Source organism: Halobellus sp. EA9 (assembly GCF_051195055.1).
Classification (GTDB): Archaea; Halobacteriota; Halobacteria; order Halobacteriales; family Haloferacaceae; genus Haloquadratum; species Haloquadratum rubicundus.
Genome location: NZ_JBNTJW010000004.1, coordinates 26304 through 47453, shown reverse-complemented (window position 1 = coordinate 47453; position 21150 = coordinate 26304). Strand labels below are relative to the sequence as shown.

General features: G+C 68.7%; 25 protein-coding genes. 14 read left to right on the top strand and 11 right to left on the bottom strand.

The features are described 5' to 3' along the window. Positions 1 to 20: 20 nt before the first annotated feature. Positions 21 to 611, bottom strand: coding sequence for a hypothetical protein (locus ACQUQ0_RS06375; protein ID WP_435183885.1), 591 nt, complete (start codon positions 609 to 611; stop codon positions 21 to 23). Between the two features lie 203 nt (positions 612 to 814). Between ACQUQ0_RS06375 and ACQUQ0_RS06370 the strand changes: the two genes are divergently transcribed. From ACQUQ0_RS06370 to ACQUQ0_RS06360, 3 genes are all read left to right on the top strand, one after another. Then, positions 815 to 952 (top strand): hypothetical protein, encoded by a 138-nt coding sequence (locus ACQUQ0_RS06370; protein ID WP_375797876.1) that lies wholly within the window; start codon positions 815 to 817, stop codon positions 950 to 952. Positions 953 to 1345: 393 nt separating this feature from the next. Then, positions 1346 to 2272: an NAD(P)H-binding protein gene (locus ACQUQ0_RS06365; protein ID WP_435183884.1), complete on the top strand. Its 927-nt coding sequence runs from the start codon at positions 1346 to 1348 to the stop codon at positions 2270 to 2272. Further along, positions 2272 to 2991, top strand: coding sequence for a DUF7530 family protein (locus tag ACQUQ0_RS06360; protein ID WP_435183883.1), 720 nt, complete (start codon positions 2272 to 2274; stop codon positions 2989 to 2991). Before ACQUQ0_RS06365 ends, ACQUQ0_RS06360 begins: the two co-directional genes overlap by 1 nt. An 11-nt stretch (positions 2992 to 3002) precedes the next feature. On the opposite strand, the gene ACQUQ0_RS06355 is transcribed toward ACQUQ0_RS06360, so the two are convergent. Beyond that, positions 3003 to 3176, bottom strand: coding sequence for a DUF5786 family protein (locus ACQUQ0_RS06355; RefSeq protein WP_435183882.1), 174 nt, complete (start codon positions 3174 to 3176; stop codon positions 3003 to 3005). A gap of 116 nt (positions 3177 to 3292) precedes the next feature. Here ACQUQ0_RS06355 and ACQUQ0_RS06350 point away from each other — a divergent pair, with 116 nt between their 5' ends. Continuing rightward, the gene (locus ACQUQ0_RS06350; RefSeq protein ID WP_435183881.1) at positions 3293 to 4282 is read left to right on the top strand and encodes a DUF5784 family protein; all 990 of its coding nucleotides are present in this window, start codon (positions 3293 to 3295) and stop codon (positions 4280 to 4282) included. 16 nt (positions 4283 to 4298) lie between these two features. Here the strand turns inward: ACQUQ0_RS06350 and ACQUQ0_RS06345 are convergent, their stop codons facing one another. Then, positions 4299 to 4583 carry a DUF5789 family protein gene (locus tag ACQUQ0_RS06345; RefSeq protein ID WP_372386629.1) on the bottom strand — a complete coding sequence of 95 codons (285 nt, stop codon included), beginning with the start codon at positions 4581 to 4583 and terminating at the stop codon, positions 4299 to 4301. A 157-nt stretch (positions 4584 to 4740) separates the two neighbouring features. Here ACQUQ0_RS06345 and ACQUQ0_RS06340 point away from each other — a divergent pair, with 157 nt between their 5' ends. Next, entirely contained in the window at positions 4741 to 5571 is an 831-nt protein-coding gene (locus ACQUQ0_RS06340; protein ID WP_435183880.1) for a PHP domain-containing protein, read from the top strand. A gap of 66 nt (positions 5572 to 5637) precedes the next feature. After that, positions 5638 to 5802, top strand: a complete 165-nt coding sequence (locus tag ACQUQ0_RS06335; protein WP_175454563.1) for a DUF6757 family protein — start codon at positions 5638 to 5640, stop codon at positions 5800 to 5802. A 377-nt stretch (positions 5803 to 6179) separates the two neighbouring features. On the opposite strand, the gene thsA is transcribed toward ACQUQ0_RS06335, so the two are convergent. Then, positions 6180 to 7829: a thermosome subunit alpha gene (gene thsA, locus ACQUQ0_RS06330; protein WP_435184247.1), complete on the bottom strand. Its 1650-nt coding sequence runs from the start codon at positions 7827 to 7829 to the stop codon at positions 6180 to 6182. Positions 7830 to 8083: 254 nt separating this feature from the next. On the opposite strand from thsA, the gene ACQUQ0_RS06325 reads away from it, so the two are divergent. After that, positions 8084 to 8857: a DICT sensory domain-containing protein gene (locus tag ACQUQ0_RS06325; protein ID WP_435183878.1), complete on the top strand. Its 774-nt coding sequence runs from the start codon at positions 8084 to 8086 to the stop codon at positions 8855 to 8857. 61 nt (positions 8858 to 8918) lie between these two features. Here the strand turns inward: ACQUQ0_RS06325 and ACQUQ0_RS06320 are convergent, their stop codons facing one another. The 3 genes from ACQUQ0_RS06320 to eif1A are packed head-to-tail and all read right to left on the bottom strand — an operon-like array spanning position 8919 to position 10809. After that, positions 8919 to 9461 carry a KH domain-containing protein gene (locus tag ACQUQ0_RS06320; protein WP_435183877.1) on the bottom strand — a complete coding sequence of 181 codons (543 nt, stop codon included), beginning with the start codon at positions 9459 to 9461 and terminating at the stop codon, positions 8919 to 8921. A gap of 58 nt (positions 9462 to 9519) precedes the next feature. Beyond that, a complete protein-coding gene (gene rio1, locus ACQUQ0_RS06315; RefSeq protein WP_435183876.1) occupies positions 9520 to 10473 on the bottom strand; it encodes a serine/threonine-protein kinase Rio1 in 954 nt (317 codons plus the stop codon). Positions 10474 to 10518: 45 nt separating this feature from the next. Next, complete coding sequence (gene eif1A / locus ACQUQ0_RS06310) at positions 10519 to 10809, bottom strand: translation initiation factor eIF-1A (RefSeq protein ID WP_089765603.1); 291 nt, start codon at positions 10807 to 10809, stop codon at positions 10519 to 10521. 153 nt (positions 10810 to 10962) lie between these two features. Here eif1A and ACQUQ0_RS06305 point away from each other — a divergent pair, with 153 nt between their 5' ends. From ACQUQ0_RS06305 to ACQUQ0_RS06295, 3 genes are all read left to right on the top strand, one after another. After that, entirely contained in the window at positions 10963 to 12270 is a 1308-nt protein-coding gene (locus tag ACQUQ0_RS06305; protein ID WP_435183875.1) for an amidohydrolase, read from the top strand. 3 nt (positions 12271 to 12273) lie between these two features. Beyond that, positions 12274 to 12873, top strand: coding sequence for a DUF192 domain-containing protein (locus ACQUQ0_RS06300; RefSeq protein ID WP_435183873.1), 600 nt, complete (start codon positions 12274 to 12276; stop codon positions 12871 to 12873). Positions 12874 to 13231: 358 nt separating this feature from the next. Then, the gene (locus ACQUQ0_RS06295; protein WP_435183871.1) at positions 13232 to 14521 is read left to right on the top strand and encodes an adenosylhomocysteinase; all 1290 of its coding nucleotides are present in this window, start codon (positions 13232 to 13234) and stop codon (positions 14519 to 14521) included. Between the two features lie 22 nt (positions 14522 to 14543). On the opposite strand, the gene ACQUQ0_RS06290 is transcribed toward ACQUQ0_RS06295, so the two are convergent. Together ACQUQ0_RS06290 and ACQUQ0_RS06285 are read right to left on the bottom strand one after the other, a co-directional pair. Continuing rightward, positions 14544 to 14966 carry a GtrA family protein gene (locus ACQUQ0_RS06290; protein ID WP_435183870.1) on the bottom strand — a complete coding sequence of 141 codons (423 nt, stop codon included), beginning with the start codon at positions 14964 to 14966 and terminating at the stop codon, positions 14544 to 14546. 2 nt (positions 14967 to 14968) lie between these two features. Continuing rightward, positions 14969 to 16438, bottom strand: a complete 1470-nt coding sequence (locus ACQUQ0_RS06285) for a sulfatase (RefSeq protein WP_435183869.1) — start codon at positions 16436 to 16438, stop codon at positions 14969 to 14971. Between the two features lie 156 nt (positions 16439 to 16594). On the opposite strand from ACQUQ0_RS06285, the gene hjc reads away from it, so the two are divergent. After that, the gene (gene hjc / locus ACQUQ0_RS06280) at positions 16595 to 17068 is read left to right on the top strand and encodes a Holliday junction resolvase Hjc (protein WP_435183868.1); all 474 of its coding nucleotides are present in this window, start codon (positions 16595 to 16597) and stop codon (positions 17066 to 17068) included. Positions 17069 to 17240: 172 nt separating this feature from the next. Beyond that, complete coding sequence (locus ACQUQ0_RS06275; protein WP_435183867.1) at positions 17241 to 17435, top strand: DUF7472 family protein; 195 nt, start codon at positions 17241 to 17243, stop codon at positions 17433 to 17435. 18 nt (positions 17436 to 17453) lie between these two features. Here ACQUQ0_RS06275 and ACQUQ0_RS06270 read toward each other — a convergent pair whose 3' ends face one another. Then, a complete protein-coding gene (locus ACQUQ0_RS06270) occupies positions 17454 to 18689 on the bottom strand; it encodes a DNA primase (RefSeq protein ID WP_435183866.1) in 1236 nt (411 codons plus the stop codon). Between the two features lie 122 nt (positions 18690 to 18811). Here ACQUQ0_RS06270 and ACQUQ0_RS06265 point away from each other — a divergent pair, with 122 nt between their 5' ends. Next, the gene (locus tag ACQUQ0_RS06265) at positions 18812 to 19402 is read left to right on the top strand and encodes a DUF7474 family protein (protein ID WP_435183865.1); all 591 of its coding nucleotides are present in this window, start codon (positions 18812 to 18814) and stop codon (positions 19400 to 19402) included. Positions 19403 to 19408: 6 nt separating this feature from the next. Here ACQUQ0_RS06265 and ACQUQ0_RS06260 read toward each other — a convergent pair whose 3' ends face one another. Beyond that, on the bottom strand, positions 19409 to 20152 hold the full coding sequence (locus ACQUQ0_RS06260; protein ID WP_372386615.1) for a DNA polymerase sliding clamp: 744 nt from the start codon (positions 20150 to 20152) through the stop codon (positions 19409 to 19411). A 198-nt stretch (positions 20153 to 20350) separates the two neighbouring features. Here ACQUQ0_RS06260 and ACQUQ0_RS06255 point away from each other — a divergent pair, with 198 nt between their 5' ends. Continuing rightward, positions 20351 to 21136, top strand: coding sequence for a 23S rRNA (uridine(2552)-2'-O)-methyltransferase (locus ACQUQ0_RS06255; RefSeq protein ID WP_435183864.1), 786 nt, complete (start codon positions 20351 to 20353; stop codon positions 21134 to 21136). Positions 21137 to 21150: the final 14 nt, after the last annotated feature.

Genomic DNA, 21150 nt, shown 5'->3' with positions numbered 1-21150 from the left:
GAAAGACGGGGGGACCGCGGTTACTCGGACTGCTGTGCCGCCGGCGCGAGCACCCGTTCCATCCGGCCCTTGAGCGCGCTGACGACCGGAATCAGGGGAATCGCGCCGAGGACGACCCCGTGCGTGAGGGTGTTGCCGGCGAGCGACGTCAAGTACACCGAGAGGGCGTCACCGGAGATGAGGACCAGGCTCAGCCCCTCGATAGCGAACTGGATGAACGCGCCGAGGACCGCGCCGATGGCGAGCTTGACCGTGTCGCTCGGGTCCTTCATAAAGTAGCCGGCGACGGTGAACCCGACGATGTAGCCCGTCCAGCCGAACGGCTCGTCCGGTTCGATGCCCTCGAAGAAGTCGAGGATGCCCTCCGCCATCGTCGCGCCGACGGCCGCGGCGATGGTCGGCGTGCCCCACGGCACGAACACGATGACCGTGTACACGACGAAGAACGCCTTCCAGTCGATGTCCGGCGGAATCTCTCCGAGGCCCTCACCGATTGCCAGTGCCCCTGCGAACAGTACGGCTGTGAGCCCCGCGATCACCACGAGGTTCGTCAGATCGACGTCGGTCGTGAAGGAGGACGACTTCCCCCTTTCTGCGGTTGCCTGCGACATCACGTCAGACACTCGGGCGGTATAAAAAGAAGACTGCTATGAGGCGTATGTCTGGCTGGGTATCGGGCACTATCGGAAATACTCAAACATACCTTTGCGTTGTGATATAGGGCGATATATACTCTACATACCGAACCGACGGTGCCCGCTCGGGTCCGACTGCCGGCGATGCGTTCTTTACATAGTGGTGTATAGCCATATATATGATACCCGAATTCGTCGTTTCCGCGATCCTCGCCGTCCTCGTCTTCGGCGGCCTCGCGTTCCACGATGCGATCGCCGACCGCGTTGCAGCCGTCTCCGTGGGCCCCGACGTGGTCGAACCCGACGATCTGGACTGACGGCGACCGCCGTGGTCCCTCGCCGGTGAACCCCGCGAACGGGACGTCGCCTGATAGTGATTACTCTGACTGTTTACCGCCGAACGCGACGCCCGGTGACGGCGCTCGGCGGTAAGAGACGAGAGCACTCACTATGAGTTACCACAACCGCCGCAGCTGTCCGCCGCGTCTCGGGGTCGGAGCCCCGCGTTCCGCATCCGACCCGACACGTCGCCGTTCGTCGCCCGAGCGCGGCGCGCTGTCCAGCGCGCTGGACGGTCGGAGCCGGAAACGCGACGGCCGCGCATTTCGACGCCCGAGCGCCCGGAGACGTCGCGGCGGCGCTCCGAACCGCGCTCGGGTCCGGTGCTCTCCGGCGAGAACCGTTAACAGGCTCGGGACCCTCCCGCCGCTATGGATGTGCTCGTGACGGGGGCGACGGGGTTCGTCGGATGTCGACTCGTCCCGGCGCTCCTCGACGCCGGCCACGACGTGACCGCCCTGGTCCGCGACGCCGGGCGCTACGACGCCCCCGACGGCGTTCGGACCGTCGAGGGCGACCTGCTGGAGCCGGGGAGCTTCGACGCGGCGCTCGATGTCGACGCCGCCTACTACCTGGTCCACTCGATGCGCGCCGGCGCCGACTTCGAGGCGCGCGACCGCCGCGCGGCGCGGAACTTCGCGGACGCGGCCGCCGCGGCCGGGGTCGAGCGCGTGATCTACCTCGGCGGCCTCGGCGAGGACCGGGACCAGCTCTCCGAGCACCTGCGCTCGCGCCGCGAGGTCGAGCGGATCCTCGGCGACGCCGACTACGCGCTCACGACGCTCCGGGCCGCGATCCTGATCGGCCGGGGGTCGGCGAGCTTCGAGATGATCCGGCAGCTCTCCTCGCGGCTGCCGGTGATGGTGACGCCGCGGTGGGTCGACACGAAGTGCCAGCCCATCTTCGTCGACGACGCCATCGCGTACCTCGCGGGGGTGCTCTCCATCCCCGAGACCGCGGGCGAGACCTACGAGATCGGCGGGCCGGACGTCCTCACCTACCGTGAGATCCTGCTCCGCGTCGGCGCCAAGCGCGGCCGGCGCCCGGTCGTCCTCCCGGTGCCCGTGCTCTCGACGCGCCTGTCCTCGCTGTGGGTCGGGCTCGTCACCGACGTCCCCGCCGCGGTCGCGCGCCCGCTGATCGAGGGGCTGAAGAACCCCGTCGTCGTCCGCGACCACCGCATCGAGTCGCTGATCGACGTCGACCGCACGCCGTTCGACGAGGCCGTGGCGCGGGCGCTCGGCGACGAATCGCCCCGCGAGACCGACGCCGGCGCCTCGGGACGGGCCGGTCGCTGATGGCCCGCCCCGAGCTCCGGTCGGAGGCCGAGCCGTACGGCGAGACCTGGGTCTACGAGAGCATCGTCGGCGCCGTCCCCGGCGTCGACCTCACGGACCTGCAGGCGATGGCGATCCAGCTCGTGCTCTTCGAGACCGGCGTCCTCGTCCTCGCGTGGGCGTACGACCTCTGGACCGCCGTCCTCCCGGGCACCGTCGCGGTGGCGGTCGCCGCCGCCGGCAGCGTCGTGATGCGGCGGTTCGGGCGGCGGACGCGACGGCTCGACCTGCCCGAGCCGTATCGACGGCTCCTCTTCGGGTCGAGCATCGAGGTCGTCCTCGGCGTGCTCGCGTTCGTCGCGCTGGTGACGCACCTGTTCATCTTCGACCCGCAGACCGCCGGGCCGGGGCTCCTCGAAGGGCTGTTCGGCCCCGAGCCGCCCGTGCCCGCGGTGTACCTCACGCTGTTGATCCTCTGGGACCTCTGCTACCGGATCGGGACCTCGTGGTGGGCGGCAGTCGTCGCGCTGTGGCGCTCGCTTCGGTTCGAGTTCGAACCGGAGACCGCCCGCCAGCTCCGCCGGCTCGACGCGACGAACGTCGCGTTCGGCCTCTTTCAGTTGGCGATGGTGCCGTTCCTCCTGGACCGGCCGGTGCTGCTCGTCGCGGTCGGCGGCCACGTCGTCGCCGTCGCCGTCGTCTCCGTGGCGGCGATGGCGACGCTCCGCGTGCGCGGCTAGAAGAGCCGGATTCAGCTCCCGTTAAGCTCTCTGAACTGGTCGAGGAGCGCCTCCGCCGACTCGCCGGCCTCGTACTCCACGGATCCCCGATACACCGTTCGGTCGTCGGAGAAGTCCGTATCGACCGCACCGTTCTTCCGCTCACGACGTTCGTGTTCGTCGTCGTCGTATGCGCCCATCGACATGATACACCATACCGTGAGAGTGTTACCCACATATATGTGTCGCCGATCGGTTCGCCGGCGCCGATTCTGGGGCCGCAGAGCCGACAGTATAAACGGGTCGACGCGTTAGTACGACCGTGGCACGCCCCCTACGCTTTCGATACGCCCCTGGTCGCTGGACCGAAGACCGGGTGGTCGGGCAGATCTACCGCGATCTCGACCGGAATCTCGGCGCGACGCGCCGCTCCCCGTGGTTCCGTCCCCCGGAGGGCTACACCGGCGAGCGCTTCGAGATGGACAACGGCGACGTCGCTCTCTTTCTGTGGTCCGACGACGAGGCCTACTGGCTCGGCAACACCGAGACGCCCGAGGCGCTCTGGCGCACCGACAAGTACAGCTTCGAGCACGTCCCGAGCGACGTCTCGCGGTGGGCGACGCGCGAACTCACCGCCCAACTGCACGAGGAGAGCCCCTGGCTCGAACCGTACCCCCACCTCTCGTGGTTCTTCCTCCCGGTCTTCCTCTCGAAGGACGGCCGCGAGACGACCCGGGAGTTCTTCCGCGACCACGCCGCGGGCTTTCCCGACGCCGACCGCGACGAGGCCCTGGAGTTCTATGAGTCGTTCTTCCGCACCCGCGCGCTCGACGACTGGCGGGAGGTGATGGCCGGCAAGCTCGGCACCTCCGAGTACCTCGACCTCACGCGGATGACCGCCGCGATGGGCGAGTTCAACGTCGGCCACCTCCTCGTCGAGGCGGGCTACGAGATCGAACCGGAGATCGACGTCTCGACGGGCCACGCCATCGACTACCGGGCGGGGAAGGGCGACGAGGCCGTCCTCGTCGAGGTGACGCGCCCGACGCCGACGGCCAGGCGGAGCGCCGGAACGCCGATCGCCGCCGTCCGCGACACCGCCGAGACGAAGTCCGACGGCCAACTGGAAGAACACGGCGGCGGCGTCGTCCTCTTCGTCGACTGCTCGTCGTTCCCCGACGACGAGTGGCAGTCGATCCTCGCCGAGCGGCCGGAGGTCCACCACCGGCCGGCCGCGGTCTTCCGACTCAGACCGTCCGGTCGGGTGGAGGGGTACACGAAGGGGCGCGTGCCCCTCGAACTACCGTTCTAAAATCGCGTCGGTCGCTTCAGAAGGAGACCTGCTGTGGACCGTCCTCGCCCATCGCGTAGGCGTCGCGGTCGCTGTAATACCGTCGGCCGATGGCCTCGTGGCCGAGCCCGCAGTGGAGCGCCGAGCGGGCGTCGTCGGCGTCCGTGTAGGTCTCCGAACCCGCACGGGCGAGTACGTCTCCGAGGCGGGCGGACCCGTTGGGGAGTTCGATAGTCTGGTCGCCGTACGCCTCGATGAGTTCCTCGGTCGTCGCCGGGAACTCGTGAGCGTCGATGAGTTCGCCGGTGCGGTTCAAGCGCATTGCACTCGTATCTGAATGCCGGAGATTCTTAATGGTTTTCTGTTATGGTATTTGTAGAAGATTAATACGTAATATATCCTAATATCAAATGTTATGTCACTAATATGAATTTGCTCACCACACAAGGAATAAAGCGCTCCGTCGCCGACGCCCCATTGTGCCTCCCGACCGACACGGCGATCCCGACGGCCCGGCGCCGTCGGCCGATCTCCACGTCCACACGACGGCGTCGGACGGCGTCCTGACGGTCCCGGACCTCGCGGCCGCCGCGCGCGAGGGCGGCGTCGACGTCGTCGCGGTCACCGATCACGACCGGATCCACCCGGAACTGGACGCCCCGGTGACGACCCGAGAGGGCGTGACCGTGATCCGCGGGATCGAACTCCGCGTCGACGCCGGCGACCAGCGGCTCGACCTCCTGGGCTACGGCGTCGAGGCGACCGAGGGGCTCCGGTCGGTCACAGACCGGATCCAAGAAGACAGGAAGCGCCGCGGGGCCGAGATCGTCCGGAAGGTCGAAGCCCACCTGGACGTCGCGCTCGACGTCGAACTCCGCGAGGGCCTCGGCCGGCCGACAATCGCCCGCGCCGTCGAGGAGAGCGACGCCCCGTACGACTACAAAGGCGCCTTCGAGCACCTGATCGGCGACGACGGCCCTTGCTACGTCGAACGCTACGTCCCCGAGGCCGCGACAGGCGTCGAGGTGCTCCGGGAGTCGTGTGCGGTCGTCGGCCTCGCCCACCCGTTCCGCTACCGCGACCCGGAGGCGGCGCTCGATCTGGCCCGCGATCTGGACGCCGTCGAGCGGTACTACCCCTACAGCGGATCGAGCGCCGAGCGCGAGGACCCCGCCCTCGTCGACCGCGTGGCCGAGGAGGCCGACCTCGTCCGGACCGGCGGCTCCGACGCCCACGACCGGACCCTCGGCGTGGCCGGGCCGCCGGCGGCTGACTTCGACGCGTTCGCCGCTCGTCTGCCGGGCGTATGACGCCCGTTCTCGGCCGAGATAGCCGGGAGCATAGAGTTAAACCCCATCGAGAACGAACCCCCTCGTATGAAGTGCCACTACTGCGACCGGGATGCCGCGTACGCCGCGGAGAAGGACGGAATCAAGGTCGGGCTGTGTGAGCGGCACTTCCGGACGCAGGTCGAAGCGCTCGCGGACTCCGAGGAACTGGCCGCGATCCGCGAGCAGATCGACATCGACCGGACCGAGTAACCGTCGCCGCTCGCCGTCTCGCTCTTCGTTCTCCGCTCTTCGCTCTTCGTTTTGCTCTTTCGCATTCCGGATCGGATCCCTCTTGCCCCTCACTCGTCGCCTCGGCTGTGCGCCAGCGAGCGACCGCAATGCCGACACTCCTCGTCGACGACCGTCACCGGCGCGTCGCAGGTCGGACACGTCTCCCGGTAGCAGGCTGGATCGCCCATTTCTCGACGGTCGCTCCGCTCTGTGAAAAGCGCCAGGTCGACGACGCCGTCTCAAGCGACGGCGCTACCGCTACGCGGTCCGTTCGCGAAGAAAATCGGTCGCTGGCGTTCGGCGGGCGGTACTGAACTGCGGTCGGTGGGGGGTGGGTGTTGGCCTGAAGCCGACGCTTACATTGCGCCGCCCATGCCGCCCATACCGCCCATACCGCCCATGCCGCCGGCGCCGCCGGGCGCGCCGCCCTCGTCGCCGCCGTCGTCGCTGCCGCCGCCCTTGAGGTCGCCGGCGGCGATGACGTCGTCGATGCGGAGGATCATCACGGCCGCCTCGGTGGCGGACTCGATGGCCTGCGTCTTGACGCGGAGGGGTTCGACGACGCCGTCGTCCTCCATGTTGACGATCTCGCCGGTGTAGGCGTCGAGGCCCGCACCGATGTCGCCGTCAGCGTGCTCCTTGCGGAGGTTGACGAGCGACTCGATGGGGTCGAGGCCGGCGTTCTCGGCGAGGGTGCGCGGGATGACGTCGAGCGCCTCGGTGAACGCCTCGATCGCGAGCTGCTCGCGGCCGCCGACGGAGCTGGCGAACTCGCCGAGCTCCATCGACAGTTCGGTCTCCGGCGCGCCGCCGCCGGGCAGGACCTTGCCGTCGTTGAGGGTCGTCTTCACGACGCCCAGGGAGTCCTCGATGGCGCGTTCGAGCTCGTCGACGACGTGCTCTGTGCCGCCGCGGAGGATGAGCGTGACGGACTTGGCGTCCTCGACGTCCTCGACGAAGATGCGCTCGTCGCCGCCGATGTCCTTCTGGGCGACCGAGCCCGCGAAGCCGAGGTCGTCGGCCTCGATGTCGTCGAGCGAGCCGACGACGTTGCCGCCGGTCGCGCGGGCGAGCTTCTTCAGGTCGGAGGACTTCGCGCGGCGAACGGCCAGAATACCCTCCTTCGCGAGGTAGTGCTGGGCCATGTCGTCGATGCCGTCACCGACGAAGACGACGTCGGCGCCGACGTCGACGAGCTCGTCGACCATCTCCTTGAGCTGTTCTTCTTCCTGGTCGAGGAACTGCTGGAGCTGGTCGGGGTCGGTGACGTTGACCTCGGCGTCGATCTCCGTCTCGCGGACCTCCAGCGCGCCGTCGAACAGCGCGACGTCGGCGTCCTCGACGCCGAAGGGCATATTCTCGTGGACGCGCTCTTTGTCCACGATGACGCCCTCGACGAGCTCGGAGTTCTCGATGGCGCCGCCGACGACCTTCTCGACGGAGACGTTGTCGGTGTCGACGCTGTCCTCGTCGGCGACAGCCAGCACGGCGTCGACGACGAGCTCGGCGAGCTGGTCCTTCGAGGACTCGGCGCCCTTGCCCGTCATCGCCGTCTCGGCGATCTTGACGAGCGTCTCGCGGTCGTCCTTCGAGACCTCGATGGCGTTCTCCTCGAGGACCTCCTTGGCCTTCTCTGCAGCCTGGCGGTAGCCCTGGGCGATGGTGGTCGCGTGGACGTCCTGCTCGATGAGCTCTTCGGCCTGATCGAGGAGCTCACCGGCCACGACGACGGCGGTCGTCGTTCCGTCTCCGACCTCGTCCTCCTGGGTCTCGGAGACCTCGACGATCATGTTCGCCGCCGGGTGGTCGATGTCCATCTCCTTGAGGATGGTTACGCCGTCGTTCGTCACGACGACGGACCCGCCGGAGTCGACGAGCATCTTGTCCATCCCTTTCGGACCCAGCGTGGTCCGGACGGACTCGGCGACGGCTTTGCCGGCCGAGATGTTCATCGACTGCGCGTCCTTCCCCTGTGTGCGCTGGGAGTCCTCGCCCAGAATGATCATGGGCTGGCCCTGCTGCATTCGCTGAGACATAGTCGCCCGTTGATTGTTTGTGATTCTATAAAAAAGTAACGCTACCGGTCCGAGAGAGGCCCTCCGACGGGCGAATGTCCGTGGTAACTACTACCATATCGAGCGCCTTTATATCGTTTTTCTCCCACCCTGGATCCCGCATCTGTCGGAAGCCCGAATCGGTGGTTATCGAACGTGATACCGTGACAAAGCGCTAATGTCGGGAGTGGTCTTAGGAGGGTGCAATGGCACTCCGGGACTTCATCGAGGAATTCGCATCCGGAGAGCGGGAGACGTCGCTTTCGATCGTCAATAGCGAACAGCCGCCGATGGTCGCGCGGATGCTGGACTCGCTCTTTTCGGACCAGCCCGTGTCGGTCTCCGAGGCCACCCGGATCCTCTCGGACTCGGACATCGTCCAACTGCGGCGCGACGGCAGCGTCGTCGCCGAGTCCCCGTTCACCGACGTCCGCGACTCCGTCCTCGCGGTCAACTCCGACATCTACATCACGGGTGCTCGACCCCTCTCGGAGATCCAGACCCCCGACGTCGTTCACAACCTCGAAGGCACGCGGTTCCGCGTCCACGGCTACCCGGCCGGCACGAAGGGAAAGCTCCTCCTCATCGAGATCTCCCGATACATCGAGGCGATGGCGCTCCGCCACGGCGAGGGCGAACTCCACACGGGCTTCCAGCGGCTCTCCCGCATCGCGGACGAACGCGGCACGGAACGCGCCTATCGGCAGCTCTCCCACACCGACCTCGACGTCCACGTCTACGGCCTCGGGAGCCCGAAGCGGGTGGTGTCCTCGTCGCTCACGGTCCACAACGACGAGGCCTCCGAGATCAGAAACGGGTGGTTCGTGGTGTTCACGCCGCCCGCCGACGGAGACGGAGAGGGCGCGGCGCTCATCGCCGTGACCGACGACGGCGACGAGTGGGACGGGGTCTGGACCCTCGACGCCGACGCGGCGCGTCGGGTCCGGCGACACCTCTCGGAGCGGTACGGCGCGAACTGAGCACGGAGACGACGGCCGAGTCCCGACGCCGAGCCCGGACGCAGAGACCGACGCGGATGACTCAGCCGGACTGCCGGACGTCGAAGCCCTGGGTCAGTTCGTTGTGCTTCCGTTCGAGGAACGAGTAGACGGCGCCGTGGGGCGCGCCGTCGAGGATCATCCCTACTGCGCGCCGCACCGCCTCGACCTCCTCGGGCTGTCCGATCACGCCGAGGGTCGTGCCCTTGATCACGACCTCGGCGCCGGTGAGCTCTTCCATCAGCTCTCGCGTCCGGCCGTTCTCGCCGATGAGCCGGCCCTTCTGTCGCTGGAGGTCGTTCTTGTTCCGGGTGTGCGATTCGAGGTCGACCAGCTCGAACGTCCGTAGTTCGTCGTCGAGGATGGAGAGCGCGGCCTCGGGAGTGAAGCCGCGACCGATCGCCCGCACGACGTCGGGCGCGAGCATCCCCAACACGGGGTCGCCCACGTCGTCGATGGCGACGGCGCCGCTCTCGGAGTCGATGTCGAGGCGCACCTCGGCCCGGCGTTCGACCTCCCGCATCGTCTCGCCGCCCTCGCCGATGAGGACGCCGATCCGATCCTGCGGTACCTTCACGTGTTTCATACGCCTCGCTACCCGGTGAAGCCGTTTAAGCGTTCCTTCGCACCCCGGCGCGGAAGCGTTATCCGTCGGCGACGTCCGGCCCCTCGGGCTCGCCGGCGGGCTCGGGCTCGACCGCGGTGACGAAGTCGTAGAGCTCGTCGCCGCTCGCGTCGAGCCCCTGCCGGCCGAAAAAGGCGGCCACGTTCCGACAGTCGCGCCGGAGGAACTCGTCGGCGTTGGGGTGGTGGACCGTCACCGCCTGGCCGAGGTCGATCACGACGAGCTCGCCGTCGTGGATGATCATATTGTACTCCGAGAGGTCGCCGTGGACCAAGCCTGCGGAGTAGAGCCGCCGCATATACTCGCTGACGACGTCGTAGGCCGTCTCGGGGTTCTCGACGTCGACCTCGGCGAGCCGCCGCGCCCGGTCCTCGACGAGCCCGACCAGCTCCATCACGAGGACGTTCCGCTCGACGGCGATCGGCTCGGGGACACGGACGCCGGCCTCCCGCGCCCGCTTCAGGTTCGCGAACTCCTTGCGCGTCCACGCGAGGACGACCTGCTTCTTGTCGTTGCCGAGGCCCTCGAAGCGCGGGTCGCCCTCCAGGTACTCCCGCATCTGCCGGAAGTTCGAGGCGTTGATGCGGTAGATCTTCACCGCGACGTCCCGCTCGCTCCCGTCGTGGCTCCCCAGCGCCTCGTAGACGTTCGCTTCCTTCCCCGTCGAGATCGGCCCGCCGAAGGCGTCGATGTGGCCGTCCTGGACGAGCTTGTAGATCGCCGCGAAGGTGGCGTCGTCGAAGACCGACTGCTCGACCTTGAACTGGTCGGCGTCCTTCAGTCGCTTCCGGAACTCGTCGAACTCCCGATCGCGGCGCCGGGCGATCCGGTCGGCCTCGGTGTCGGTGACGTCGATCTCCTTCCACTCGTCGCCGGGCGCTTCTACCTCGTCGGGCGCCAAGAAGCCGAAGTCCTCGTCGTCGTCGAAATCCGGGTCGGGATCGGGGTCGGAACCGCGCTCGGGATCGGTCATCGAATCAGTCTCTCGTCGGTCCGGCCGCGGGCGCTCGGGGCACGGTCACTGGATGTGGCCTTCCTCGCGCAGCTGGTCGGCCTCGGACTTCTCGTAGCGCCACACCACGTCGGCCTTCTCGTCCTGCCAGTCCCAGGGCTCGACCAGGACGACGTCGTCCTCGCGGATCCAGATGCGCTTTTGCATCCGGCCGGGAATCCGCGCGGTCCGCTCGACGCCGTCGGCACAGCGGACTTTCACGCGGTTCGCCCCGAGCATGTTCGTGACGACGGCGAACACCTCGTCGTCGTCGGGCATCCGGAGGTCTCGTCGCCCCCCGTTCTCGTCGTCGCTCATAGGCGGGGGTTCGTCGCGCCCCGGTTTAAGTTCTGCGAGACTGGCTCTGACCGGCGCTGGGGCCCGGTACCGGTCCGTTCGGGGAACCTCGCGGCCGGCGCTCTGCCGCCGCCAGACGACAGTATGATACCCGCGCCGTCGGTACCGCACGGTATGTCATCGAACACGCTCCTGGTCGCCGGCGGACGAGTCCTCCGGCCGGACTTCGAGGTCGTGGACGCGGACGTGCTGATCGATCGCGACGACGGCGTCATCGACGCCGTCGGGCCGGACCTCGCGGCCGACCACGAGGCCGACGAGACGCTCGACGCCGCGGGCGGCCTCGTGATCCCGGGGCTCGTGAACGCGCACACGCACGTCGCGATGACGCTTCTCCGGGGCTACGCCGACGACAAGCCGCTCGACGCGTGGCTCCGCGAGGACATCTGGCCGGCCGAGGCCGAACTCGGCCCGGAGGACGTCCGCGCCGGCGCCGAACTCGGGCTCGTCGAGATGATCCGCTCGGGCACCACCGCCTTCGCCGATATGTACTTCCACGTCCCCGAGCTCGTCGACGCGGTCGACCGCGCCGGCCTACGTGCCCGACTCGGTCACGGCGTCGTCACCGTCGGCAAGGACGACGAGGCGGCCCGCGCCGACGTCGAAGAGAGCGTCGACGTCGCTCGCGAGTACGACGGCGCGGCCGACGGCCGGGTCCGGACGGCGGTGATGCCCCACTCGCTCACGACCGTCGCGGAGCCGCTCCTCCGTGAGGCGGTCGACGCCGCTCGCGACGCCGGCGTCCCGGTGCATACGCACGCGAACGAGACGCGCGAGGAGGTCGAGCCGATCGTCGACGAACGCGGCGAGCGGCCGCTCGAATACGCCGACGACGTCGGCCTCCTCTCGGAGACCTCGTTCCTCGCCCACGGCGTCCACGTCGACGAGGCCGAGATCGACCTCCTCGCCGAGCGGGACGCGGCGGTCGTCCACTGCCCGGCGTCGAATATGAAGCTCGCTTCGGGCATCGCGCCCGTTCAGGACCTCCTCGACGCCGGCGTGACGGTCGCGCTCGGAACCGACGGGGCCGCCTCCAACAACGACCTCGACCTCTTCGACGAGCTCCGGGACGCCGCGATGCTCGGCAAGCTCGGCGCCGACGACGCCGCGGCCGTCCCCGCCGCGGCGGCCGTCCGGATGGCGACCGAAGGCGGCGCCGCGGCGCTGTCGCTCCCCGGCGGGCGGATCGAAGCCGGCGCGGCGGCCGACCTGGCGGTCGTCGACCTCGACGCGCCGCACCTCGCGCCAGCCCACGACCTCGTGAGTCACCTCGCGTACGCCGTCCGTGGGTCGGACGTCCGCCACACGGTCTGCGACGGGCAGGTGCTGATGCGGGACCGAGAGGTCCTGACGCTCGATGCCGAGCGCGTGGTCGAGACGGCGCGAAAGCGCGCGGTGGACCTCGTCGCCCGCGCGGAGTGACGGATGCGACGTCGCACGTACCTCGGCCTGCTCGGCGCTGCCGCTGTGGGGGCGTCGGGATGCGCGGGCGCCCCGTCGGATTCCGGCACCGAGACCGGAACAGAGCCGACGCCGGCGGTCGATACGACTTCGGATGTCGCGGCGACCGGCACCGAGACGTCCCCGACGGCGACGGCGGACACGTCCACCGGCACCCCGATCTTCCGCGGCTACGAGACGACGGTAGTGGAAGTCCGGTCTCCGAACGGCGACCTGCTCGGGTCCGTCACGGCGGCCATCGCCGACACCGGACAGCTCCGCTACCGCGGTCTGAGCGAGACCGAATCTCTGCCGGCGAACCGTGGGATGCTCTTCGTGTACGACGAAGTCGGCGACCACACCTACGTGATGCGGGGGATGGACTTCGGGCTCGACATCGTCTACGCGGACGGCGACGGCACCATCACCCAGATCCACCACGCGCCCGAACCGCCCCCCGGCGAGGACGGCGAAGACCAGCGCTATCCGGGTCGCGGGCAGTACGTCCTCGAAGTCAACTACGGCTGGACGACCGATCGCGGAATCACCGAAGGCGACGTGCTGGCGTTCTCACTCCCCGAGTGAGGCACACTGCTGGATCGTTGGCGAACAGCCGGCACCGCCGCTTCCCGCGCCGACGTGCCGGACAACCGCTGCCCGACGCGGGGTATCCGCTACGTCACGGGGGCGCTGGCCCCATGTTCGTATATAAACTCACGGTAGCGCCGACAGCTGACCCCTCTACTCTTCGCTTCGATCTCTGATCGTCCGACGGAGTATCCATTCCAGTGGTACTCTCCAGTGAGCGCACCGCGAGGCGAGCAGAGCGAGCCTCGCGGACCCTTTTTCGTCCAGCTTTTTGCGAGGAGGGTGCGCTCTGCGCACCCGACGAAGTAAAAAGGTGGTTCGGCAGCGTTTTCTTTCACCTGTCGCAATCGGGGGTATGAGCAAGAGCACGTACCCGCCGATCAGCGAGCACCTCGACGACGTCGCGGCCGCTCGCGACGAGGGCCGCCGGAAGATGGACTGGGCGCTGCAGCATATGCCCATCCTTCAGGAACTCCGCGAGCAGTTCCGCGAGGAACAGCCGTTAGCGGACCAGACGATCGGGATGGCGATGCACGTCGAGGCCAAGACGGCGAACCTCGTCGAACTGCTGGCGCTCGGCGGCGCCGAGGTCGCGATCACGGGCTGTAACCCCCTCTCGACCCACGACGATGTGAGCGCGGCGCTCGACGAACACGACGCCATCACCTCCTACGCGAAGCGCGGCGTCGGGGACGAGGACTACTACGCCGCGATCGAGTCGGTCGTCGCCCACGAGCCGACGATCACCGTCGACGACGGGATGGATATGGTCTACGCCATCCACGAGGACCACCCCGAACTCATCGACACCATCGTCGGCGGCGCCGAAGAGACCACCACGGGCGTCCACCGCCTGCGCGCGATGGACGACGACGGCGAGCTGAAATATCCCGTCTTCGCCGTCAACGACACGCCGATGAAGCGGCTCTTCGACAACGTCCACGGCACCGGCGAGTCCTCGCTCGCGACGATCGCGATGACGACGAACCTCTCCTTTGCGGCCAAGAACGTCGTCGTCGCGGGCTACGGCTACTGCGGCAAGGGCGTCGCGAAGAAGGCCGCGGGCCAGAACGCGAACGTGATCGTCACCGAGGTCGAGCCCCGCCGCGCCCTGGAGGCACATATGGAGGGCTACGACGTGATGCCGATGAACGAGGCCGCCGAAGTCGGCGACGTGTTCGTCACCACGACCGGCAACCGCGACGTCATCACCCGCGAGGACTTCGCGGAGATGAAAGACGGCGTCCTGCTCGCGAACGCCGGCCACTTCGACATCGAGATCGATCTCGACGCGCTCTCGGACCTCGCGGTCGACGAGTACGAGGCCCGCGACGGCGTCCGCGCCTACGAGATGGACGACGGCCGCCGCCTCAACGTCATCGCCGAGGGGCGCCTCGTCAACCTCGCCGCCCCGGTCGCGCTCGGCCACCCCGCGGAGGTGATGGACCAGTCGTTCGGCATCCAGGCGGTCTGTGTCCGCGAACTCGTCGAGAACGGCGACGCCTACGACGCCGGCGTCCACGACGTCCCCGACGACCTCGACCGCGAGGTCGCCGAAATCAAACTGGCGGCCGAGGGCGTCGAGATCGACTCCCTCTCGGACGCGCAGGCCGAGTATATGGACAGCTGGAGCCACGGGACGTAATCGGAGTTCGTCCCCGCGCCGCTCACTGCCCCCACGTCCACTTCGCGTCGAGCACGTACCGGTAGACGCCGCTGATCACGATGGCGACGGCGTTCGCGAGCAGGTAGAACAGCGACAGCCACTCGACGAGCGCATAGAGCACGACGATCTGGATCGGGATCGCCGTCCCGCGGACGACGTTCGTGCGCAGCAGGCCGTAGAGGTAGTTCATCCCCGTGTTCGGCGTCGCCTGGAAGGTCCAGGCGTTGTTGAGCACGTACGAGAGCACGATCGTGATCTCGATCGAGATCACCGCGCCCAGGAGGTAGTACAGCCCCGAGACGTCGACGAACAGCCACAACAGAACCATCTGGATCCCGGCGGTCACGGCGCCGACGACGACGAACCGCCGCAGCTGGAGCGCGAGCGGAGCGCTATGGAGGTTGCGAAGGAAGCGCCGGAGCATCGCTACCTGTACCCGAGTGCCTCCAGCCGCGCGCCGAGGTCCGCGTCCATCTCCGCCGACTGCTCCGATTCGCCGTCGCCGTCGCTGCCTCGCTCCCGGATGAGCTCGACGTGCGCGTCGACGAGCGGCCGGAAGCGGTCGGCGACCGCCCGCGCCTCTCCCCCGACGTCGCCCCCGCGACCGTCCGCGACGTTCCCCGCGAGATCCATCTGTTGGCCGGGGTCGTCTGGGCGGAAGTACAGCTCTTCGGTCTCGCGGTCGACGTTTCGAATGTAGGTCCAATCGCGGTCCCGGACGCTCACGAGCAGGTCGCCGTCGTCGAGGCCCCGCGGGATCGGCTGGGCGGTCACGTCCTCGTCGCGGACGGTGACCGAGACGACCGGCTCGTCCGGGGGCGCGGCGCCGTCGCGGACCGTCGGTCGGAGCGACGAACCGGTCCAGACGTCGGGGGCGTCGACGCCGAGCAGGCCGGTCACGGTCGGCGGGACCGCGTCGAGACCGACCTGGCCGCTGATCCGCCGGCTCTCCGCGCCCGGCACGTCGACGATGAGCGGCACGCGGATCAGTTCGTCGTACAGTTTGGGGTAGTGCGCCAGGTGGCCGTGCTCCTGGAACTCCTCGCCGTGGTCGCCCGCGAGCACCACGGCGGTCTCCTCGGAGAGCCCCTCGGCGTCGAGCGCGTCGAGCAGCCGGCCGACGCTGGCGTCGATCTGGCGGACGGCCGCCTGATAGAGCGTCCGGAGATCGGCGAGGGTACGCTCGCCAACCTCCCAACCGAGTCCGGTCCGGGTGTGGGCGTGGAGCATCCGGTGGGTGCCGACGCGGCTGTCGGAGACCTCGCGGATGTACCGCGGCGCGGGGACGTAGGGCGTGTGGGCGTCCATGTAGTGGATCCAGAGGAAGAACGGCCCCTCGACGGATTCGAGGAACGCCGTCGCGGCGTGCTCGACGTCGAACATCCGGGAGGTGTCGAGGAAGGGCCGGTCGTCGACGTCGCCCGCGAGCCGCGAACGCAGCCGTCGGAGGGGAGAGGCCGCGAGCTGGAGCCACGCCTCGACCGTCGGGTGGGTCGCGAGGTAGCGGCTGTAGAGGCTGCCGCCGACGCTCGCGACGAACGGCTCGAACTCGTCGAAGCCGTCGTCGTAGCCCCAGTGAGAGGTGAGGAATCCGTTGGCGGCGTTGAAGCCGCCGGTCGCGACGCCGCTCTCGGAGAGGACCGACGCCAGCGTCGGCGCGCCGTCGACCCCGATCCGGCCGGAGTCGGCGAACACCGGCCGCGAGGCCAGGATCGACGGGAACGAGAAGGGCGTCCAGTTCCCGGTCGCAAACGCCCGCTCGAAGACGGTGCCGCGACCTGCCAGACCGTCGAAGACGGGGGTGTGGCGGTCCGAATCGTAGGTGCCGAGCGCGTCGGCTCGCAGCGAGTCGACCGTGACGAGCACGACGTTCGAGACCGCGGTATCGGCGTCCATATCGTCCCCGAGCTCGGCCTCCAGCGACGCTCCGCTCCGGCCGGAGGCGCGTAGTACTCGATTGATGGGGTTTTCGATATATATACTCGCGGGTTCGCGGCCGACTCACGGCGACCGTGTCGTCCGGTTTAAGACCCTCTCGGCCCGAGAGCGGGTATGTCCTCGAACCGGAAGGGCGACCGCCGCGAGCGCGAACTCGTCAACCGCCTCGACGAGGCCGGCTTCGCGGTGATGCGCGCTCCCGCCTCGGGCTCGGCGACCGACCGCGAGCTCCCGGACGTGCTCGCCGGCGACGGCGACGTCTTCTACGCCATCGAGGCCAAATCCAGCTCCGGGCGGCCGATCTACCTCACCGGCGAGGAGGTGGAGGCGCTGATCTACTTCGCTCGCAACTTCGGCGCGAAGGCCCGGATCGGCGTCCGGTTCGACCGCGAGTCGTGGTACTTCTTCCACCCCGGCGACCTGCACGTGACGGACGGCGGCAACTACCGGGTGAAAAAGGAGACCGCGCTCGCCGAGGGCGAGTCCTTCGAGTCGTTCGTCGGCGGGCCGGCGCAGGCGCGGCTGACCGACGTCGAGGAGACGACGTCCGACGGACCCACAGACGACGGCGACGCGCCGGACGCCTGATAGTGATTACTCTCGTTTCTTACCGCCGAACGCCGTTACCGGGGGTGGCGTTCGGCGGTAAACAGTGAGAGTAATCACTATGAGGGCGCGCGGCCGGTCGACGCCGACGACCGCGAACCGGCGTCAGCGCCGCATCGAAGCCCTTTTAGAACGGCCACCGGAAGGCGGAAGTATGGAAATCGACGCGGAGATGCGGCGGAAGATCGTCGTCTCCATCGTCTCTGTCGGCGCTTTCTTCGCCGTGTTCGTCGGCATCGGGGTCACCTTCGGGCCCGACCTCGGGAACGACGGCGGCCTCGCACTCGTGGGCGCGGTCGCGCTCTTCATCGTCGTGATGGCGCTCGCGGGCGTCTTTCTCGACGAGTGACCGACCGTGTCATCGTGATCACTCTCCGCTCGTGGCCTCCCGCCAGTCGCGGACGTCACCGGCGTCGGCGAGAGCGTCCGTGTAGTACGACAGCGGGTGCGAGATCCTCTCACAGCGCTCGTCGGGGTCGACGCAGGTCCCGTAGGACTGCATCGTCGCACACGACGGCGGCGGGTACTGCGTCCCGTCGGAATCCGAGAGGTACTCCACGCGCGTTCGGATCCGCTCGGCGGGGCGCTCACCATCGCCGTCGCTCTCTTCCCTTCCTTCCTCCGTTTCGTCGCCGTCGCTCTCTGCGTCCGCGACTCCGAGCAGCGTCGTGACGTCGTCGCCGTCCATCCCGAGCGCGACGAGGAACGACACGAGCGAGAACTCCGCGTGTTCGGGCACGGACTCCCCGCTCCGGGCCCGCTGGACGAGCGCCTTCATACACGGCGGGAAGAGCGCCGGCACCACGGCTTCGATCGCCTCCTCGGTGCCGGCGTCGTGGTCGTTCAAGAGCGACCGGAGGTCGGCCACGGCCGAATCGAGCGCGTCGGCGATGGCGTCGCCGCCGTCGGTCCCGCGCACCTCGAACGGGAGCCCCCCGCTCACCCGGCGCTCGACGGCCGCCTCCAGCAGCCGCGACAGCTCCGCGGACTCGACGCGCACCTCGCCGTCGCGCACCTCGCGGTTGACGAGCCGCCAGCGACTCCCCCAGCTCTCCTCGCCGAGTTCGAGGTAGGGGCCGAGCGCGACCCAGTAGTGGGGGGCGGTGCGGCCCGCATCCCCGCCCGATCCGGGGCCTACGCCGCCGCGGCCGGCCTGGCTCGACGGGCCGCTCCGTCCCGGTCCGTCGCTGCGGTCCGGGCGGACGTCGCCGTCGAGGTCGAACTCGCGGAGGACCTCGTCCAACGACGCGCGCGCTCGGCCGGTGCTCTGGAACTCCGCGCCGCCGAAGTCGGCCTCGAAGCGCTCCCGCGCTGTCGCCGCCTCCGCGGTGGCGTACTTGTCGACGGCGGCGGGCGTGTCGACCAGCGAGACGAGGATCCGCGCGATCGGATACGAGAGCAGTTCCTCGCGGCGGTCCCACCGCTTCGGCTCCTCGGCGGCGACCGTCCCCTCCATCAGGGCGCGTTCGACCCGCTCGCGGCCGCGCTCGACCGCCGGGGCGTCCTCGACGACGAGCGCCGCCGGCGAGATGTCCGCCTCGCGGACGGCCTCGCGCGCGCCCTCGAAGAAGGGATACCGGGCGTAGAGCGGGTCGATCGGCATCGGCTTTCTATCTCGGCCGCCGCCGAATAAACACGACGATCGGACGACTCTCTCCGTCGCCCGCCCGCGGACGCATCGCCCACACCGTGGCACCTAAGACCGGCCGCCGCCCTTCTTTCCCTGTGCCGCGCTTCGACTACCCGTGTCCCGACTGCCGGGCCACGAACAGCCTCCACGACGCCGACTGCGACTTCGAGGGCACGCCCTGGCCCGACGTCGAGAAGGCCTACACCGACATCGTCGCCCGGCTCTCGGCCGGCCCCGTCGCGGAGGCGGACCTCTACGACGCCGTCGACGGCGAGTGGGGCGCGCTCCACCGCTCGGCGCTCGAACGCCTCAAGCGCGACGAGCGCGTGACCGAGAACAACGACGTGCTTCGCCTCCGGACCGCCGCGGAGTTCCGCGAGCAGGTCGCCGAACCGACCCGCGAGCCGATGCGGACCCTGTACACCAGAGGGAGCGTCCCCGGCTGCCACGACAACGCGGTGTTCGCGATGATCGCGTGGTACGAGATGGTCGGGCTCTCGTGGTCCGAGACCCGCGAGAACGTGATCGAGTGGCTCCAAGACAGCGGCGCGTGGGCCCGCGGCGGCTTCGAGGAGCCCTCGCCCGAGGCGCTCGTCGACTCGAAGCGCCACGTCTACGAGGCGGGGTACGGCTGGAAGGAGAAGGCCGAGGCGGCAAAGCGCGTCATCGACCGCCACCGCGGGTAAGCGTACCTATTCGCTCTGGATCCGGGGCGCGAGCATGTACGTGATGTTGCCCTGGCCCTCCGCGACCGCGTAGTGGATCTTCACCGGGAACTCCTCGCCGAGTTCGATCGTGACCTCGGCGTCCTTCGGGATCGCCTTGTTCATGTCCTTCAGGTAGTCCAGCGAGAACAGCGAGTCGGCCGCGCCGGCGGTGAGCGCGATCAGGTCGTCGGCGTCGAGCTCGAAGTCGACGTCGTCGGTGTCGCCCTGGGCCTCGATGTGGAAGGCCTCCTCGTCGGCGTCCACGCGGAGCCGGACGTGATCGGAGACCATGTCGGCGGCCTTGATCCCGCGGTCCAGCTGGGCGCCCTCCAGGACGATCTCCGCGGAGAGATCCAGATCCGGGATGTCGGGCTCCTGGCGGATGGAGTCGGGGTCGATGAGCGCGAGCGTCGAGGAGAGGCCGTCCATCCGGATGTTTAGCTTTCGCGTCTCCTCGTCGAGTTCGAGCTCGACGAGCTGGTCGCCGCTGGCCATCCCGACGAAGTCCTCCAGCTTCGCGAGGTTGACGCCGATCACGCCGCCGTCGGCCTCGTAGGACTCGAACGCCGCCGCGTCGAGCGAGAGATCCACCATCCCGACGTTCGCGGGGTCGACCGCGCGGATCGCCAGTTCGTCCTCGTTCAGCCGGATCTTACACTCGTCGACCAGCACGCTCACCGAGTCCAGCGCGTCCTGCAGCGTCGACGCGCCCACGATGGCCTTGAACATATGCGCGGAGGTACGAACAGCGGGCTTAAAAATACTCTTGGTTCATCGCGCGCGCGACGCGGACGCGACGGCCGACTTCCGTACCGGACGGCTGGCTCACAGTCGAGTCGGCACCCATTTCAGCGTCGGCGGCGTGGAGACCGTTATGATCGGTATTTCACGCGACGGGGAGCCGCGACGGTCCCCGGTGACCTGACGATGGCGGGGAAGGACGAATACTACAACAAGGCCAAACAGGAGGGCTACCGCGCCCGCTCGGCGTACAAACTGAAGCAGCTCGACCGGCGGGCGGGGCTGTTCGGCCCCGGCAACACCGTCGTCGACCTCGGCGCCGCCCCCGGCGGGTGGCTCCAGGTCGCGAGCGAGGCCGTCGGGCCCGAGGGCACCGTCGTCGGCGTCGACTTCCAGCGGATCCGCGACCTCGACCTGGCGAACGTCGAGACGATCCGCGGCGATATGATCGACGGGGAGACCAAGGCGGAACTCAGAGAGCGCGTCGGCGACGACGGCGCCGACGCGGTCGTCTCGGATATGGCGCCGAACATGACCGGCGAGTACTCGCTGGACCACGCCCGCTCGGTCCACCTCGCGCGCCAGGCCCTGGAGGTCGCCCTCGACTTCCTGCCCGCCGGCGGCGACTTCGCCGCAAAGGTCTTCGACGGGCCCGACCTGGAGGAGCTGAAAGACGACATCGACGCGGAGTTCGAGTACGTCCGCACGATCCGTCCGGACGCCTCGCGGGACTCCTCGTCGGAACTGTATCTCGTCGGCAAACACCGCGTCACCGCGCCCGTCTCGGAAGGCGACGAACTGGACGTCGTCGTCGACGACGTGGGCAGCGAGGGCGACGGCGTCGTCAAGATCGACGGCTACACGCTGTTCGTGCCGGGCGTCGAGACCGGCGAGTCGGTCCGGATCCGCGTCGACGACGTCAAGGCGAACTACGGGTTCGCCGAGGTCGTCGACGGCGACGACGCGGCGTGAGCCTAAGTTCCGGG